This is a genomic window from Agromyces cerinus (genome assembly GCF_016907835.1).
Lineage (GTDB): Bacteria > Actinomycetota > Actinomycetes > Actinomycetales > Microbacteriaceae > Agromyces > Agromyces nitratus.
Genome location: NZ_JAFBCT010000001.1, coordinates 1,503,548 through 1,520,498 on the forward strand (window position 1 = coordinate 1,503,548; position 16,951 = coordinate 1,520,498).

A 16,951-nucleotide genomic window follows, 5' to 3' on the forward strand; every position below is an offset into this window, starting at 1 on the left:
GTCCGAGGGTTTCGCTCATGCGCCGCCGGGAAGAGTCATCCGACTTCGCGTCACGCCGCCGGCGGACCGAGGTTCGCTCAGCCCACCTGGTGCAACCAGACGACCGGGGCGAAGTCGCTCGCGTGGCGGAAGGGCTCGAGTTCGTCGTCCCACGCCTGCCCGAGGGCGAGGCGCAGCTCGCGATGCAGTTCGATGGAGTCGGTGCCACCGACGTCCATCGCATATCGGATGCGGTCCTCGGGCACCACGACGTTGCCCGCGGTGTCGGTCTGGGCGAAGAAGACGCCGAGTTCCGGAGTGTGCATCCATCGTGCACCGTCGGAGCCGGGCGTCGGGTCTTCGCTCACCTCGAAGCGCAGCTGCTCCCAGCCGCGCAGTGCCGAGGCGAGCTTCGCGCCGCTGCCGGCATCGCCTTCCCAGTAGAACTCCGCTCGCATGGCACCGCGAAGCACCGGCTGCTCGTTCCAGTCGAAGTTCACGGCGACACCGAGGGCGGTGCCGGCGGCCCACTCGACATGCGGACACAGCGCCCTCGGCGAGGAGTGCACGAACAGCACGCCTCGCGCGGTGCGCACTGCCCGCGTGGCATTCTTCGTCATCTCATACTCCGTTCTCGAGGTGCGTCTTCCCCAACGACCTCAACGGATAGATGACGGTATTCGGTTGTCGACGAGCGAGCCGTCACCGCCGATTATGCCCCGCATCAGGCTCATTGACAAGGCGCGAAACCATATACTCAGTGAAACGTTGACTTCGATCGGAGTACGAATGGCTGTTCGCGATGCACTGCTCGCCCTGCTCTCCGCGGGCCCGGGGTACGGGTTCCAATTGCACGGCGACCTCGCCGAGCGCACCGGCGGGCGGCGTAACGTCAATGTCGGCCAGAGCTATGCGACGCTCGAGCGCCTCGGCAAGCAGGGCCTCGTGGAATCGGCGGGTGCCACCGACGACGGCCTCCCCCTCTACCGGGCGACGAAGGCGGGCACCGCTGCGACGTCGGCCTGGTTCGCCGGTGCGGATGCCTCAGGCAGCGACCCGTGGGACGAGACCGTCGATCGGGTGCTCGTCGCGGCGTCGCTGCCGAGCATCGAGGTCGGCCCGGTCGTCGCGGCCGAGCGTGTGCGGTGGCAGGAGCGTGCGCTCGAGGCATCCGCTCGTGCAGCGGTCGACGACGGGGAACGCGACGACGACGCGGCCGTGGCCTCCGTTCGGCTCGCCGCCCTGGCGGCCTCCGCCGAGGTGGCGCGCGCCCACGCGGCGCTCGCCTGGCTCGACGAGGTCGCCGCGATCACCGGCCGGATCGATCTCGCCTTCGCACCCCGCATGGAGCGGCCTCGACGCGGAAGGCGGCCGTCGGCGCGGTCGGCCGACTCCGAGTCACTCGCCGCCGAGGCCAACGCGGCTCAGGCATCGGCCGAGGCGTAGCTCTCGACGATCGCGAGATCGAGCGGGAACTCCACGGGGAAGTCGCCGAAGAGCAACCTGCCGGCCTCCATCGCGGACTCCATGACCGCGGCAGCCACGGCATCGGCGTGCTCGACGGGCGTGTGCACGATGATCTCGTCGTGCAGGTAGTAGACGAGGTGCGGCATGCGCTCGAATGCCGGCCCCGAGCGGGACGCGATCGCACCGGGCCCGGGGGCATCGCCCGCGATCGCCACGAGCCGCGATCGGAGGCCCGCCATCCAGCAGAGCGCCCACTCGGCCGCGGTGCCCTGCACGACGAAGTTGCGGGTGAAGCGGCCCCAGTCGCGGGCACGCGAGCGCGCACGTCGCTCGTCGGTCGGGGTCGCCTCGGGCTGGGAGGCCAGTGACTGGATCGCGCGCCACTCGGCTCCGGGCGGCGGCGACGACCTGCCGAGCAGGGTGGTGACGCTGGCTCCGCGCTCCCCCTCGGCTGCGGCGCGGTCGACGAGCGCCATCGCACGCGGGTACGCGCGTGCGAGGCGCGGCACGAGCCGGCCGCTCTCGCCGGTCGTCGCCCCGTACATCGCGCCGAGGATCGCGACCTTCGCCTGATCGCGCGTCTCGACGACGCCCGCGCCCACGATGCCGCTGTAGAAGTCGCGCCCCCTGCCTGCAGCGGCCATCGCCTGGTCGTGCGCCATGCCTGCGAGCACACGCGGCTCGAGCTGTGCGGCGTCGGCGACGACGAGCGTCCAGCCGGGGTCGGCGACGACCGCGCTGCGCACGTTCTTCGGCAGCTGCAGGGCGCCGCCGCCCGATGTGGCCCATCGCCCCGTGGCCGTGCCGCCGGGAACGTAGTCGGGCCGGAACCGCCCGTCGACGATCCACTCGTCGAGCCAGGACCACGCGTTCGCACTGAGCAGCCGGGCGCGCTTCTTGTAGGCGACGAGCGGTTCGATCGCCGGATGGTCGTGCTCGCGCAGCTCCCAGCGGCTCGTCGACTCGACCGGGATGCCGGCACGGCGCAGTGCCTTCAACAGGTCGACCTGGGAGTCGAGGTTCACGGCCGGGGCGCCGAGCAGGGTTCGCACCTCGGTCGCGAGCTCCTCCATGCGAACGGGCTTGCGACCGGGAGCGGGCTTCGGCCCGAGCTCGGCCTCGAGCACGCGCTCGTGCACGCCGCGATGCCACGGCAACCCGGCGGCGTGCAGCTCCGCACCGATGAGCGCGCCGGCGGACTCGGCCGCGAGCAGCAGGCGGAGCGCGCCCGGCCGCTCGGACGCGGCGACGAGCGCCAGTTGCCGTGCGTGCTCGGCGAGCACCGCATCGACCGGCACCCCGAGCACGTCGCGCGGCCCGGTGGCGGTCTCGCGCGCCGCGGCATCCGCTTCGCCGTCGAAGTCGAGCAGATCGAAGAGCGCCGAATGCGCAGCGGATGCCGCGGGCACGGCAGGTATCGGCTGCCCGGCCTCGGCCGGCCCGAGCGGCAGCCATTCGGGCCTCGGATGCATGCCGTCATCGCGAGCCGCCGTCGTCGCAGTCGAGTGGTCGAGGATCGCGGAGGCGAGCACGAGGTCGTGGCAGCGCTCGACGCGCACTCCCTCGGCGAGGAGGCGGGGGTACCAGCGACGGGTGTCGGCCCAGATCCAACGGGGGCGGTGAGTCGCCTCGAGGGCGCGGACAACGCCCGGGAGGTCGTGCAGCGGCACCGTGTCGAACGGTGCGATCGAGACCGAGGGGTCGACCAGTGCGACCCGGCCGGGCCCCATCGCACCGACCACGATCCGCATGCTCCCATTCTCGCCCGTGCGTCCGACATGCCGAGCGCATCATGTCGGTGGCAGCGGCGATGATCGAGCCCATGAACGAATGCGGGCGGCGTCGATGGTCGCGGTGAGCTTCCGATGCGGGCACGGCGCCGAGGCGGGCGCTGCCGGTGCCGTCGCGCTCTCCCGCGTGTGCCCCCTCTGCATGCTGCTGCACGAGACGCAGCGCTCGCGCGCCGAGCTGCTCTCACGCGTCGCTCCCCCGCAGCGCGCCGCGCTCGCCCGCGAGACGCGCATCGGAGCGAGCTACGACTGGCGCTGCGCCCGCGGGCACGATCGATACCCCGCCACGGTGGGCGAGGTGCTGACCGGCCCGAGTTGTGCCAAGTGCCGGTCGAACGCGGCAGCGCCCGGTGCGCGGCGCGAGGCCGGCGTCGCCTTCATGAAACCGGGTCTGAGACTCGGCACCTCCCAGGTCGAGCAGCGGTTGCGCATGCTCCTCGGCGAACGCATCCGCCTCCACCATCGCGTCAACGCCGTGCGCACCGCGCGCATGTTCTACGGCAAGCAGGAGGTCTGGCCCGACATCCTCGTCCCACAGCTTCGCATCGCCATCGAATACGACGATCCCGGCCGATCGAGACGCGCCCACCTCGGCCTGAAAGAGGCGTCCGACGTCGAGAAAGACGAGGCGCTCCGGGAGGTCGGCTGGGAGGTCATCCGCATCAGGGCCGGCGGGCTCGAAGCCCTCGGGCCGTACAGCATCGTATGCCGCGGCCTCACCCTCGCCGTCGTCGACGAGGTCGTCGCGCTCATGCGGCGCATCCGCGGCGACGCTGCGGTCGATGCGCTGCTGGTCTCTCGGCAGCACGCGGTCTGAGCGCCACGATGCCTGCCGCAGCATACGTGTGACGCGGTCGGCATATCCGCTGCTGCGCGGAGCCTCCCAGCCCGGTAGGGTGTATCCACCCGAGCACCCCCTCTGCCCGGGTTTTCGCGCGCGCAGAGAGGCAGTCGATGCTCCTTCCGTTCCTCATCGTCGGAGGCATCGGCCTCGTACTCCTCGTCATCTCGCTCGTGCTCGGCGACATCTTCGACCACCTCGAGATCGGCGACGGCGCCCTCTCCGGCACGGCACTCGCCGTCGGCATGGTCGTCTTCGGGGCATCCGGCGCCCTCGTCGGCAGCATGGGACTCGAGGTCGTCTGGGTGTACGTGCTCTCGATCGTGCTCGCCGCGGTTGCCTACCTGCTCTGCGTGCTCGCGATTCGCAACCTCACCCGGAGCTCCGACGGGGTGCCCGCCTCGGCCGTAGGGCTTTCGGGCGTCGCGCGCTCGGATGTCACCACCGCGGGCGGCGAGGTGAGCCTCGACGGCCCCGGTGAGCTCGAGCGCCGCCTGGCGTACTCCGACGAGCCGATCGCGGAGGGCGCTCGGGTGCGCGTCGTCGAGCACGCCGGCAGCCGCGTGAAGGTCGTCGCGGGCTGACCACGCCCCTCCGCTCGCACTTCCCGCTCAACCCCCGAAGTCCCCTGCACCACCCTCCCTGCGTCTCCTCCCGAAAGGAAACCCGATGCTCTCCCCCCTGCTGATCCAGGTCATCTCGGTCATCGCGATCGTCATCGCGCTGCTCGCGCTGCTGACGTTCATTGCCCGCCGCATCCGCCGCGTGCCACCGAACGAGGCGCTCGTCATCGTCGGTCGTGGGGCCGGACGCGCCGCACCCGAGCAGTCGTCGGCGCAGCGCGTCGTCATCGGCGGCCGCACCTTCGTCTGGCCGATCCTGCAGCAGGGCTTCGCGATCTCGCTCGAGCAGCGCCAGATCGGCATCACCGTCGAGGGCGTCGACAAGAACCGCATCAAGATCGCCATCAAGGCGTCGATCAACTTCAAGGTGAGCGGAACCGAAGACGGCGTTCGCCGTGCAGCCCAGCGCTTCCTCTCGCAGCAGAGCCTGCTCACCGAGATCATCAAGGAATCGCTCGAGGGCTCGCTGCGCTCGATCGTCGGCGACATGACGATCGAACAGATCATCTCCGATCGCAAGAGCCTCTCCGACCGCGTCGTCGCCGAGACGAAGACCGACCTCGTCGAGCAGGGCCTGCAGGTCGACCTGCTGAACATCTCCGACATCTCGACGCCCGGCAGCGAGTACCTCGCGAACCTCGGCCGCGCCGAGGCCGCCCGCGCACGTCAGGTCGCCGAGGTGAGCGAGGCCGAAGCCGCACGGGTCAGCGAGTTCGCGCGCATCGAGGCTGCCGAGCAGGTCGCCGAGCGCCAGAAGGCGCTGAGCCTGAAGCAGGCCACGATCAAGGCCGAGACCGACCGGGCCAATGCCGAGGCCGAGGCATCCGGTCAGCTCGCGAAGGCCGAGCAGGACAAACTGGTCGCCGTGCAGGAGCGCGACGCGCTCTCGGAGCAGGCGCTCGTGACCCAGGAGCGGCTCGACATCGAGATCCGCAAGCCCGCCGAGGCCGAGGCGTACGCCGAAGTGCAGCGCGCGACCGCACTCCGCGACGCCGCCAACGCGAGCACCGAGGCAGAGGCGTACAAGCGCACCAAGATCGCCGAGGCCAACAAGGTAGCCGCGGTGCAGGACGCCGAGGCATCCGCCACCTCCGTGCGCTTCGCCGGTGAGGCCGAGCGCGACCGTCAGGTCGCACTCGCCGCCGGTATCCGGGCCGATGGCGAGGCTCGCGCCTCGGCGATTCAGGCCGAAGGTCTCGCCGAGGCCGCCGCCACCGACGCGAAGGCCATGGCGCTGAAGAAGTACGGCGAGGCGGCGCTCGCGCAGGAGATCATCTCGCGCCTGCCCGAGATCGTACGTGCCGCGGCGGAGCCGATCTCGAACATCAAGACGCTGACCGTCGTCTCGACCGACGGCGCAAGCGCGATCACGAAGACCGTCGGCCAGGTGCTCGGCGAGGGCACCGAGGTCGTCAAGTCGCTGACAGGGCTCGACGTCGGCTCGATCCTCGCCGGGCTCGCCGGCGGGCAACTCGTGAAGGCGGCCGACACCACGGCGGAGTGACGCGCCGCCCCCTTGATCGACTTCGACCCTCACCCCTGCCAAGGTGAGAGCACGATTCGATCAAGGGGGAACATGTCAGAGCACACGCGTCCAGGACTCACCGCTGCCCAGATGGCGGAGGCCGTGGCCTCGGTGAGCACACCCGACACCGTCCCGTCGCCGTTCGGCGATCTGCACTTCTTCGATGGAGTGCCGGTGCCCGAGACCGTCGAGACCGCGTACAACGCACTCGACCTCATCCGAGCCATCGATGTGTTCCTGAACGCCGTTCCCGGAGCGTCGCTCGTGGCGTTCCGCGCAGGCCTCCGCGTCGCCGGCGTCACCTCGGCCCGGCAGATCGGCATCACCGAGCCCCGCGCGACCTCGAAGGCGCTGTTCCTCACGCCGAACACCGAGACGACCTACGGTGTGACCATGCTCGACCTGAAGGCGTGGGGGCCGACCGTCATCGAGGCGCCACCGCAGTCGCTGTGCGTCGTCGACGACTTCTGGTTCCGGTACGTGGCCGACATGGGCATCGCAGGGCCCGACCACGGCGCCGGCGGCAAGTACCTGTTCCTGCCGCCGGGCTATGAGGGCGAGGTGCCCGACGGCTACTTCGTCTATCGCACGCCGACGTACACGAACTTCGTCGTGCTGCGCGCGCTCGGCGGCGTCCCCGCGATGAAGCAGACGCGCATCTACCCGCTCGCCGATGCGGCGAACCCCGCGGAGAACGAATTCATCAATCTCGCCGAGACGCCGTTCAACACCGTGCACGCGAACGACTTCTCGTTCTACGAAGAGGTTGCCCAGCTGGTTCAGGAGGAGCCGGCAGATGCACTCGACGCAGAACGTGCAGGTCAGCTCGCTGCGATCGGCATCGTGAGCGGTCAGCCCTTCGCGCCCGATGCGCGTCTGCGCGCCATACTCGAGCTGGCGGCGCCGATCGCCGCCGGCCTCGCCCGAACGGTCGGCTACGCACCGCGCGACCCCGAAGCCGTGCTGTACGGATCGTGGCGCAACGCCTTCGTGGGCGGCAACTACGAGTTCCTCCGTGACGGTGCTCGGCTTCTCGACGCCCGCACCCAGTTCCACTACCTCGCGACGGTCATCACCCCGGCGATGGCGCACGCGCAGGTCGGTGCCGGGTCGGCGTACGCCTACACCGTGCACGACTCCGAAGGACAGCTCCTCGACGGCGCGCGCAGCTATCGTCTGCACGTCGACGCCAATCCCCCGGCGAAGAACTTCTGGGCAATCGACGTGTACGACACGCAGACGCGGTCGCTGCTCGTCATCCCCTCGACCCCGTACCCGGCTCTCGCCAGCAACGACGGCAAGCTCCAGGCCAACGACGACGGCTCGTTCGACCTCTACTTCGGCCCGGCCGCGCCGGTCGGCAAGGAGTCGAACTGGGTCGAGACGCTGCCCGGCAAGTCCTGGTTCCCGGTGCTGCGCCTCTATGGCCCGCTCGAGCCCTGGTTCGATCAGACCTGGCGCCTCAACGAGTTCGAGCCGATCGGATGAGGGTGGCCCAGACGTTCGAGCCGCACGTCGAGTCGTCACCACGGGTCTACGCCCGTTAGCGTTGTGCGGGTGCATACGCCTGTCAACTCCGTCGTCGTCGGCCAACTCGGCCACCTGAGTCTCAATCGTCCGGAGTCGATCAACGCGATCGACCTCGAGATGATGCGCGCCATGACCGAGGCGCTCGATGCGTGGGCGGAGGATCCCTCCGTCTCGGCCATCCTGCTGGACGGGGTCGGCGACTACGGGTTCTGCGCAGGCGGCGACTTCCGCGAGATCCTGGCTCGTGCGGCCGAGGGCATGACGATCGGCGCGGTCTTCTTCCGCGATGAATACCGCCTGATCGCGAAGCTCGCCGAGTACCCCAAACCGATCGTGTCGATCATGCACGGCATGACGATGGGCGGCGGCATCGCGCTCGCCGGCCACGCCTCCACACGAGTGGTGACGGATCGGGTGAAGCTCGGGCATCCGGAGACCGGCTACGGCTTCGTTCCCGACGGGGGTGCGACGTGGCGGCTCGCGCGCACCCCGGGTGAGGTCGGAACGTACCTCGCCCTGAACTCGGTCGACCTGACCGCAGCGGACGCGATCGCCCTCGGCTTCGCCGATGTGATGGTGCCGACGGAGCGGATCGGTGAGTTGACCGCAGCACTCGAAGACGAAGGTGACGGGGCCGCGCCCGATGAGAAGGTTCGGCGATTCGCGGCCGACCCCGGCACCTCGACGGTGCTCGTCCGTCGTGACTGGATCGACGCCTGTTACGCCGTGGACTCGGTCCATGCGATCCTCGAGCGCCTCTGGGCGTTCTCGAACCACGAAGAGGTTGCCGGGCTGCGCGCCGCCGATTCGAGCGACCCCGATGCTGCTGGAAACGCGGCCGCGGCCGCCGACACGCTCCTCCGGCTCTCGCCGACGGCACTTGCGGCGACGCTGCGCTCGGTACGAGCTGCGCGCGACGGCGAATCGTTGCGCGAGGCGCTCGAACGCGAGCTGCGGCTGGCGCGCTGGTTCACGACGCAACCCGACATGTTCACCGGGGTGCAGGCACTGGTGGCGCAGAACACCGACTCGCTCCACCAGGATGTCGTGCCGGAGTGGCAGCCCGCAGATCTCGCGGCGGTCGACATCGCGGACATCGTCGGAGCCATGGAGACCCAGCTCCGCCACAGCGTGTTCCCTCGCGGGCTCGGCATCCCCGAGGAGGAGCCGGCGTAGGCGGCATCGACCGCGACGCTCAGTCCCCTCGTGACGGCAGGGCGGCGGTCTCGGGGCCGAGCTCGTCGAATCGGGTCCGCAAGTACTTCGGAGCCTGCACTCTCCACGCCTCGGTCACCAGCTCTGCGAGGTGCTGCTCGTCGATCCCCGCCATGCGGAACGCCACCTTCGGCTCGCCCCACCTCGTGGTGGTGCGCAGGAACACACCGGGTGCCATCTCGACGAGCGCGAGTGCATCGACGGGGTCGGCGACCTTCACGCCGACGACGAGTTCTGCCGCGATGATCGTACGCATGTCTTCAGGGATGCTCGGCCAGGGGTGGCACTCCCAGGCGTAGAGCTTGCCGCGCACGAACCAGGCGGCGCCGCCCGTCGTCGCTCGCTCTTCGCTCCCGGGCAGCCCGACGGCGGTGCGACGGAGATCATCGAGGTTGGCCACGGCGCAAGCCTACGACGCACCACCGACCGGAAACGCCTTCACGGGGCTCACGCGCCCGGCGCCGGCGCCGGGCCGAAGAAGTCGGGCTGGGCGACCTACGACCAGTCCCACGTCGCGAGCACGGACTCCGACAGCTCGTCGCGGTCGGGCTGCGACACGGTCGGGCTGAACGAGAACGTGACGACGTACGTCTGGCCGTCGTTGGTCACGTAGTACTGCTCGATCAGATAGTCGGCTCCGTTCGACGAGAGACCGGCCGAGATGTGCGCCGACTCCGACTCGGCGACCACGACGCGCTCCCGCACCGTCACCTCCGTGGCACCTGCCCCCTCGAGTTCGCCGACACCCATCGACTCGACCTGGTCGGGTGCGAGCTCACCCGCAGGAGAGAGGAAGACGTTGACGTTGTCGGCGAATCCGTCGGAGTCGGTCAGATCGGCGACGATGACATCCGCGCCGGGCAACGAGAAGTCGGCCGGAATCTCCCAGCCCTCGGGTGCGACGAACCCGTACCCGGTCCCCTCGACCGCGACCCCCGTGGCGGGCGCCGCAGTCGGCTCCTGCGCTTCACTCGCCGACGGTGAATCGTTGCCCGGGTTGCTCGAGCAACCTGCGAGGGCGAGTGAGGCCGCAACGGCCAGGGCGACGGGCGTGAGGAATCGAGGCATCCCGAAAGCCTATTGCGACGTGAGACGCCCTTCGTGGCCGGAACGATAACGATCGGGTAGCGCATTGTTCGCAGCAGGTGAGCCCGCGAGGGCCGGCCCCGTGTCGTCGGTGCGTGCGACGATCCGCAGTACGGACGACCGATTTGAAGGAGCGAGATGCGGGGCGAGGCGACCGTGCTGCACGCGGATCTCGATGCGTTCTACGCGTCGGTCGAGCAGCGCGACGCGCCTGAACTGCGCGGCCGGCCCGTCGTCGTCGGCGGCGGTGTCGTACTGGCGGCGAGCTACGAGGCGAAGGCCCGTGGGGTGCGCACTGCGATGGGCGGCCGGCAGGCGCGCAACCTCTGCCCGGATGCCGTGGTCGTCCCGCCGCGGATGGACGCGTACTCGGCGGCCAGCCGAGCCGTGTTCGCGATCTTCCGCGACACGACGCCGCTGGTGGAGGGGCTTTCCATCGACGAGGCGTTCTTGGAGGTCGGGGGCCTCCGACGCATCGCGGGCACGCCCGAGCAGATCGCGCTGCGACTGCGTGAGCGGGTTCGTTCCGAGGTCGGGTTGGCCATCTCGGTCGGGATCGCGCGGACCAAGTTCCTCGCGAAGGTCGCCAGCGCGGTCAGCAAGCCCGACGGCCTGCTGGTGGTCGAGCCCGAACGGGAGGAGGCGTTCCTGCTGCCGTTGCCGGTGGAACGACTGTGGGGAGTCGGTGCGGTGACGGCCGAGAAGCTGCATCGGCTCGGCATTCGAACGGTCGGGCAACTGGCGGAGCTCGAAGCCGCGACCGCGGAGAGGCTGCTCGGCAAGGCGACCGGCGCGCATCTGCACGCGCTGGCCCGGTTGCGGGACCCCCGCCCGGTCGACACCACGCGCCGCCGCAGCGCCATCGGCTCTCAGCGCGCACTCGGCAGTCGCCTGCGCTCCGCCGACGAGCTGGACGTCATCCTCACCCAGATCGTCGATCGGCTCGCCCGCCGCCTCCGCGACGGCGACCGGATGTGCCGCACGGTCGTGCTGCGTCTTCGCTACGGCGACTTCGTGAAGGCGACCCGCTCGCGCACGCTCCGCTCCCCCTCCGATCGCACCGCAATGCTGCTCAGCGTCGCGCGAGAGCTGCTCGTCGGCGCGCAGCCCGTGATCGCAGAGCGCGGCATCACCCTGATCGGGGTCTCGCTGTCGCAACTGGCGCGCACCGACAGCCTCCAGCCGGAGCTGCCGATCGACTGGGACGACGGGGTGCGCCTCGACACGGCGCTCGACGCGGTACGCGATCGCTTCGGCGCGGCATCCGTCTCGCGCGCTGCGCAACTCGGTCGCGATCCGGGATGGTCGCCGCCGCTGCTGTCCGAACACGAGTGAACACGATGGACGATGCAACGTCATCGCGGCGGCTCATCACGCCGATCTGGAGAGATGGCGCGGATCGCCTCAGCGAAGCGACATGACCGCTGCGCCGGCGAAGGGACCTGGATGGACTCGTCGGAGAGTTCGACCTCGATCAGCACCCACGAAGCGAACCGTGTCCGACACGGCAGCAGTGAGCAGGGCGACGAGATGTTCATCGGGATCCGCGACGCACGCCCGCGCGATCCCATCGACGGCGCTGGTCGCGAGAGCGGAGCACTGCCGCACCGTCATGCCGGGGCGGCCCGGACCGACCTCCTCGATGAACCGTGCGGCCCAGGCGTCGGCGGCGGGGGCGGCGCGGAGGGCAGCCTTGCCCAGTTCGCGCAATTCCGCGGCGGGATCGTCGTCTCGATCCGCGAGGACCCTGAGGGCGACTCGCAGCCCCACCGCCAGCGAACGCTGACGTTCCTCGGCGGCGATGGGCAAGGCGGCACTGGCAGCTCGTACGGCGAGCAGCACGTCGAGCAGCGGGTCATCGCTCGTCAGGCCGATGACCGTCGGGATGAGCGGCGTGAGCCGGGCGCGGCCGGCCTCGCTCGTCCGGTCGTTCACCATCCGCGCAAGAAGCGCGAGCGTGCGGTGCGTGCAGGCGGGATGGTCGCTCCAACGCTCCCCCGCGAGGTACGACGCGAATTCCATGAAGCACGCCCCGCGCCGTGGGGAGAAGTGCCGGCCCGGGGACAGGATCGGCATGACATCCGGCTGAGCCGTCCAGTCGCGCATGAGACCCCCTCTGTCTCCTTCCACTGTGCGCCTGCCGCGGCCGCGATTCAAGTACCTCGCCCGGATGTCCATCGAGGGTGGATGTCGGCTGGCGCGTCGGCCTCAGTGCAGCGATGCGCAAGCGCAGCCGGATACCCGACCCTGTGCCGTCGTTCGCAAGGGGCGTCTTCGCGCACCCGCTCAGTTCGGTTGCCGGCGCACCCGATAGCGCAGGTGTAGCACCCGGTCGCCCTGAATCACCACATCAGGATCCTCCAACAGGTGCGGTGCGTGGACCGACCCGAAGTAGCGCTTGCCGGCCCCGAACACGACGGGTGCGACATCCATGCGCACCTCGTCGACCAGGCCCGCGGCAAACATCTGGCCACCGACGTCACCAGCGGCGACCTCGACGATGCGGTCACCCGCAAGTTCTTGCGCCTTGGCCATGGCCGCCTCGACGCCGTCGACGAAGTGGAACGGCGCCTCGGAGTCCCAGCCCTCGGGCTGCGGTCGGTGCGTCACGACGACCACGTGGTCGATCCCGCTCGGAGGCTTTCCGTCCCAACCGTCCGTCAGGTCGAAGACGTGGCGGCCGGCGATGGTCACCCCGATCTGGTCCCAGTACGGCCGGATGTGGTCGTAGGACGCTTGCGACACGTTCAACACGCCGCTCTCGTCCAACGGGACGTCACCGCTGACCAGCCATTCGAACAGTGGACCGGGATCGTCGTTCTCGTCCGCGATGAAGCCGTCCACCGACACCGAGCCGTTCAAGACCACCTTGCCCACAGGGTTCTCCGATCTGGACGTGCGCGGATCAGCTCAGCGAAGCTGAGACGACCGCATAATCGCACGCCCCACGCCGTGGGGAGAAGTGCCGGCCCGGGGACAGGATCGGCATGACATCCGGCTGAGTCATCCAGTCGCGCATAGGCGCCCTCCCTCTCCTTCCACTGTGCGCCTGCCACGGTCACGATTCAAGTATCTCGGCTGGATGTCCGGACAAACCGACCGATCCTGGCTTCGCGGGCGGCAGCGTCCTCCGAGAACGCGGTCACCAACCCCGAATCGGACACCAGCGCATGCTTCTGGGCCTGCGGACGCCGCAATGATGGTCGACATCGAACTGCCGCTGGACCCGCTGGGGGTCGAGGCGTCATCGACGGGATGAACTATTGGCCACCCATCGACGGAATACTGTTCGGGTTCGAAGCAGCCGACCGGCCCACCAACAGGTTCGCCTCCGTCCCAGGGCCTGCGCGGCGCTCCAGGGCTTCGATGACGGTCTCGGCGATGTCGATGTCGTAGAGCCTCTCGATGCTCTGGAACCCGCCGGGACTCTCCGCGTTGATCTCCACCACGTGACCGCCGATCACGTCGATGCCCACGAGGAACATGCCATCGGCGACGAGCTTGTCGCCCATCGCCTCGACGATGCCGAGCTCGGCCTCACCGACCTCGAGGGGCACCGACCGACCGCCGGTGCTGATGTTGGCGCGCGGGTCGTTACCGCTGGGCACGCGTCGGAAGGCGGCCGGCCGGCCGTCGCGCTCGAGGATGCGGCCCTCCAGCAAGAAGATCCGGGCATCGCCGTCCTCGGCGCCGTCGACGAACTCCTGGATGATGGCGTACCCGTCCTGCAGGACGGCCTCCGTCATCTGAGCGAGGTTGGTCTCCCCCGGGCCCTCGATCATGAAGACGTTGCGGCCCTTGGCCCCGTACAGCGGTTTGACGACGCAATGGCCGACGTCGTCGACGAACCGCTCGATCGCCTCCTTGTTTCGTGTCACCAGCGACCGAGGTCGGACGTTCTCGGAGAACTCCTCCAGGTAGAGCTTGCTGGTCGCCCGATGGAGGGTGTTCGGGTCGTTGACCACCGTCACACCTCGGTCCGCGAGCATCTGTCCGAACACCACGCCCATCGGGCTGGCCCACGGGCGCTCCTGCAGGTCGTCGATCGACTCGTTGCGCAGGACGAGCGCATCGAGGTCGTCCATGACGATCCGCTCGGCGTCGCGCGCCTTGATCCTCTCCATGAAGCTCGCGAGAGTGTCGTCGCTCTTCCATCTCGCGGCGCGAGCCATGGCCGCGAACAGCCCGTCGCTGCTGCCGAGCTCGAGATCCCCGACGCCGACATACCAGGTCTCGTGCCCGCCCCTGGCCGCGGCCCGTGCAAGTCGGGTGGTCGTGTACTCGTCCACCTCGGTGGCGACATCGTTGACGAGAAATGCGAGCCTCATGCTGCCCTGTCTCCTTCGTAGAGGTCGGTGACAGTCGCGCCCGCGCGCAGCCTCTCCAGACGCTCTTGTGCACCGGGCACGTCCAACCAGCGTGGCCGAACCCACGGGGCGTGGAGCACCTCGCGGTCGAGCAGATCCTGCACCAAGGGGATGTGGTCCAATGCGAGCTTGCCGACGAGCAGGACGTCGAGCCGGCTGCCCTCGGCGAGAGCGTCGAGGATGCGCGTGATCCCGCGCAGGTAGATCGCGTCCTTCACCGATCCGCCCCCGACGACGACCCGGATGGCGATGGACCACGCGGTACGCGCCGGTATGCGATGGGCGGCCCGCAGCAACTCGAAGATGTCCAGGAAGCCGGCGCCGTCGAGCATCTCGCCGACCGCGACCACTCGCGCCGCGAGCACGCGTAGCCGCCGCGGGTCCAACCCGCCGGTCAGGTACTCGGCGAGCACGGCGAGGCCTTCCTGCGTCTCGTCGTAGCCGGGCAGGCCGATGGTCAGCAGCGTCAGTGGCTGCCGGGCACCGTTCTGATAGGTGACCACGTGGGTGCCGACCTCGTGGTGCAGCAGCGGCTCGACCCGGTCGGCCCTGAAAGCGGCGGACGCAGGGATGAGCAGGCGGCCGAACGACACCATCAGCTCGGAGACGTCGTCTCGCACCTCGACGCTGACCGGGAAGTCCGGATACACGGCACGGTAGCGCTCGAACTCCGCCCGGGCCTCGTCGGCGAACGCCCCGGCGGTGACGGTCTGGGTGCTGGGCGCCTGCGGGGGGATGGTCTCGAGCAGCTCCTGCGCCGCCGCGGCCAGCGGAGGGGCCACCGTTCCGTAGAGCTGGAGTGACCCGTAGAGGAACCGTGACGTGTCGCGGTCCTCCAACGCGGTGATCTGACGGGCGATCTCGTCCCTCTTCGCCCGGAAGAGCGTGTGCAGCGCCGGGTCATCCACATTCTCGACCTCGAGGTCGTACAGGTCGCGCTGCAGCAGGTCCGGGTCGAAGTCCAACGGCCGCAGCCGCAGCGTGGGGGCCGTGCCGAAGTCACTGCGTTCGAAGTCCGCCCACGCCTCCGCCGCATTGAGTGGCGTGACGTTGACGAGCAGGTTCACACGGCGCTCGATCTCGGTGAGCCGGGCGTCGATGTCGAGTGCGGGCGCCAGCTCCTCCGTCGGTGACGACCGCTCGCGGGCAGGCTCGTCCTCGGGCGGGCCAGGATCGCCAGGGCGAGCGTCACTCATCGTCGTCCCCGGGGCTCTGGGTCCCACCCGACGCAGTATCGATCCCGACGGTCTCGTCTTCGATCTGGGTCTCCGCAGGAAGGGTGACGTCGTCGCTCGACCCGCGACGGTCATCGCTCTTCCCACCTGAGTCGTCAGCCGTCCGCGACGGGGTGATCTCCGGATCGGACATGGTGGCTCCGTTCACTCGATGATCAGACCGTATGCGTGCCGCCGTCGCGGCGTCGAGGCCTTGCATGCTGGCACGGAGTGCACTATGCGTAGGTGAACGATGTCGAAGTACTCACGGCGCCAGCAGCGGGGGTACGCCGCAGCGATGTGAGATCAGCTGGACCCGGCTAGATTGCCGTAGTGGGTCCGAGTTCAGTTGACGAACTCACGGATGGGCCGAACAAGAACTCCCACTCACTGGTTACTCGGCCAGCGCGTAGCTCGAAGATCTCGACGGACACCGCGCCTTGATCATCAATGAGTTCGACGAGCACCCGCCCATCGTCGGATTGTCTGAACCGCTCGGCTCGCGCCTCGCGCTAACGAGAAGCGGACACCGAGGGATACGTGACGAATCGCAATAGGCCCCCGGGTGAGAAGCCGGAAGCCAGAAGCAGATTCCGAGGTTCCGCGCCCGTGATCAGGATGCCGTTATGTCAGCCTCGGCGAGGCGAGAGCCGCAACCCGAGAAGAGGACCCCTGGAGGAGCCGTGCGCTGTGGCTGGTACCCGGAGCGTTTGTAGCTGTGGGAGTTCTCACCGGCTGGAGCTGTGGTCATCGACGATTACCTTCGCGTGGACGTCCCGATTGGGATCGAGTATGAGGCAGCCCAGTGTGCTGGCGGGCGTCAACCCTTACTCACGACATGAATGCCCTACCGATGAGAAGGGGCTGGTATGCGCGGCCTTCCTCGAACGGGCGAACGCCGTCGTCACCGCGCACGGCATCACCCGCGTGAGGTTCCACACCGGCACTGCGCCTGTACCCCGAGCTGCACCACTGGTCAGAACGGTGTCCCGAGGCTTCCCCGCGGCAGCCAGGTGACCTTCCAGCCGTCCTCAGTCACGCCACGCTCCAGCTCAACCACGTCGGCGAACCAGAAGTCTGCAATCGACTCCAGAGATCCAGGCTGACCATTGCAGATGAGCGCAATGATCGACCCGCTCTCGTCCTCCTCGGCGACCAAGAATTTGCCGGCATGGGGGCCGGCTGTGAACCGCGCGTCTCTTCAGATCATCGCCCTCACCCTGGTGAAACCATATTTGTAGGGCGGACGGGACTTGAACCCGTGACCGATGGATTATGAGTCCACTGCTCTGACCAGCTGAGCTACCGCCCCAC

Annotated in this window: 15 protein-coding genes and 1 tRNA gene; 7 read left to right on the forward strand and 9 right to left on the reverse strand. The window is 69.1% G+C overall.

Annotated features, from left to right (window positions below; all coding sequences use genetic code 11):
* Nucleotides 1-77: 77 nt before the first annotated feature.
* Nucleotides 78-599 (reverse strand): DUF3145 domain-containing protein, encoded by a 522-nt coding sequence (locus tag JOE59_RS06945; RefSeq protein ID WP_204459512.1) that lies wholly within the window; start codon nt 597-599, stop codon nt 78-80.
* Nucleotides 600-768: 169 nt separating this feature from the next.
* Between JOE59_RS06945 and JOE59_RS06950 the strand changes: the two genes are divergently transcribed.
* Nucleotides 769-1,425, forward strand: coding sequence for a PadR family transcriptional regulator (locus JOE59_RS06950; RefSeq protein ID WP_204459513.1), 657 nt, complete (start codon nt 769-771; stop codon nt 1,423-1,425).
* On the opposite strand, the gene JOE59_RS06955 is transcribed toward JOE59_RS06950, so the two are convergent.
* Nucleotides 1,404-3,197: a bifunctional 3'-5' exonuclease/DNA polymerase gene (locus JOE59_RS06955; protein ID WP_204459514.1), complete on the reverse strand. Its 1,794-nt coding sequence runs from the start codon at nt 3,195-3,197 to the stop codon at nt 1,404-1,406. The two genes, JOE59_RS06950 and JOE59_RS06955, sit on opposite strands and share 22 nt — an antisense overlap.
* Before the next feature lie 79 nt (nt 3,198-3,276).
* On the opposite strand from JOE59_RS06955, the gene JOE59_RS06960 reads away from it, so the two are divergent.
* From JOE59_RS06960 to JOE59_RS06980, 5 genes are all read left to right on the forward strand, one after another.
* Nucleotides 3,277-4,053 carry a putative endonuclease domain-containing protein gene (locus JOE59_RS06960; RefSeq protein WP_204459515.1) on the forward strand — a complete coding sequence of 259 codons (777 nt, stop codon included), beginning with the start codon at nt 3,277-3,279 and terminating at the stop codon, nt 4,051-4,053.
* Between the two features lie 137 nt (nt 4,054-4,190).
* The gene (locus JOE59_RS06965) at nt 4,191-4,661 is read left to right on the forward strand and encodes an NfeD C-terminal domain-containing protein (RefSeq protein ID WP_204459516.1); all 471 of its coding nucleotides are present in this window, start codon (nt 4,191-4,193) and stop codon (nt 4,659-4,661) included.
* Nucleotides 4,662-4,746: 85 nt separating this feature from the next.
* On the forward strand, nt 4,747-6,204 hold the full coding sequence (locus JOE59_RS06970) for a flotillin family protein (protein ID WP_204459517.1): 1,458 nt from the start codon (nt 4,747-4,749) through the stop codon (nt 6,202-6,204).
* Nucleotides 6,205-6,276: 72 nt separating this feature from the next.
* A complete protein-coding gene (locus JOE59_RS06975; protein WP_204459518.1) occupies nt 6,277-7,713 on the forward strand; it encodes a DUF1254 domain-containing protein in 1,437 nt (478 codons plus the stop codon).
* 69 nt (nt 7,714-7,782) lie between these two features.
* Nucleotides 7,783-8,931 carry an enoyl-CoA hydratase/isomerase family protein gene (locus JOE59_RS06980; RefSeq protein ID WP_307836985.1) on the forward strand — a complete coding sequence of 383 codons (1,149 nt, stop codon included), beginning with the start codon at nt 7,783-7,785 and terminating at the stop codon, nt 8,929-8,931.
* 19 nt (nt 8,932-8,950) lie between these two features.
* Here JOE59_RS06980 and JOE59_RS06985 read toward each other — a convergent pair whose 3' ends face one another.
* Entirely contained in the window at nt 8,951-9,370 is a 420-nt protein-coding gene (locus JOE59_RS06985) for an MmcQ/YjbR family DNA-binding protein (protein ID WP_204459520.1), read from the reverse strand.
* A gap of 95 nt (nt 9,371-9,465) precedes the next feature.
* Complete coding sequence (locus JOE59_RS06990; protein ID WP_204459521.1) at nt 9,466-10,038, reverse strand: hypothetical protein; 573 nt, start codon at nt 10,036-10,038, stop codon at nt 9,466-9,468.
* A gap of 156 nt (nt 10,039-10,194) precedes the next feature.
* Between JOE59_RS06990 and dinB the strand changes: the two genes are divergently transcribed.
* Complete coding sequence (gene dinB / locus JOE59_RS06995) at nt 10,195-11,391, forward strand: DNA polymerase IV (protein ID WP_204459522.1); 1,197 nt, start codon at nt 10,195-10,197, stop codon at nt 11,389-11,391.
* 69 nt (nt 11,392-11,460) lie between these two features.
* Here dinB and JOE59_RS07000 read toward each other — a convergent pair whose 3' ends face one another.
* The 5 genes from JOE59_RS07000 to JOE59_RS07020 form a co-directional block, all read right to left on the reverse strand.
* Complete coding sequence (locus JOE59_RS07000; protein WP_204459523.1) at nt 11,461-12,162, reverse strand: hypothetical protein; 702 nt, start codon at nt 12,160-12,162, stop codon at nt 11,461-11,463.
* A 180-nt stretch (nt 12,163-12,342) separates the two neighbouring features.
* Nucleotides 12,343-12,933 carry a dihydrofolate reductase family protein gene (locus JOE59_RS07005; protein ID WP_204459524.1) on the reverse strand — a complete coding sequence of 197 codons (591 nt, stop codon included), beginning with the start codon at nt 12,931-12,933 and terminating at the stop codon, nt 12,343-12,345.
* 383 nt (nt 12,934-13,316) lie between these two features.
* Entirely contained in the window at nt 13,317-14,345 is a 1,029-nt protein-coding gene (locus JOE59_RS07010) for an ATP-grasp domain-containing protein (RefSeq protein ID WP_307836987.1), read from the reverse strand.
* Nucleotides 14,346-14,380: 35 nt separating this feature from the next.
* Complete coding sequence (locus JOE59_RS07015; protein ID WP_204459525.1) at nt 14,381-15,619, reverse strand: peptidase MATCAP family protein; 1,239 nt, start codon at nt 15,617-15,619, stop codon at nt 14,381-14,383.
* 1,256 nt (nt 15,620-16,875) lie between these two features.
* A tRNA-Ile gene (locus JOE59_RS07020) sits at nt 16,876-16,949 on the reverse strand.
* Between the last annotated feature and the right edge of the window lie 2 nt (nt 16,950-16,951).

Coding starts and splice junctions, on each gene's coding strand:
- JOE59_RS06950 (WP_204459513.1), top strand. CDS start 769: ATGGCTGTTCGCGATGCACTGCTCGCCCTGCTCTCCGCGGGCCCGGGG.
- JOE59_RS06965 (WP_204459516.1), top strand. CDS start 4,191: ATGCTCCTTCCGTTCCTCATCGTCGGAGGCATCGGCCTCGTACTCCTC.
- JOE59_RS06990 (WP_204459521.1), bottom strand. CDS start 10,038: ATGCCTCGATTCCTCACGCCCGTCGCCCTGGCCGTTGCGGCCTCACTC.
- dinB (WP_204459522.1), top strand. CDS start 10,195: ATGCGGGGCGAGGCGACCGTGCTGCACGCGGATCTCGATGCGTTCTAC.
- JOE59_RS07000 (WP_204459523.1), bottom strand. CDS start 12,162: ATGCGCGACTGGACGGCTCAGCCGGATGTCATGCCGATCCTGTCCCCG.
- JOE59_RS06970 (WP_204459517.1), top strand. CDS start 4,747: ATGCTCTCCCCCCTGCTGATCCAGGTCATCTCGGTCATCGCGATCGTC.
- JOE59_RS06960 (WP_204459515.1), top strand. CDS start 3,277: ATGCGGGCGGCGTCGATGGTCGCGGTGAGCTTCCGATGCGGGCACGGC.
- JOE59_RS06975 (WP_204459518.1), top strand. CDS start 6,277: ATGTCAGAGCACACGCGTCCAGGACTCACCGCTGCCCAGATGGCGGAG.
- JOE59_RS06955 (WP_204459514.1), bottom strand. CDS start 3,197: ATGCGGATCGTGGTCGGTGCGATGGGGCCCGGCCGGGTCGCACTGGTC.
- JOE59_RS06945 (WP_204459512.1), bottom strand. CDS start 599: ATGACGAAGAATGCCACGCGGGCAGTGCGCACCGCGCGAGGCGTGCTG.
- JOE59_RS07015 (WP_204459525.1), bottom strand. CDS start 15,619: ATGAGTGACGCTCGCCCTGGCGATCCTGGCCCGCCCGAGGACGAGCCT.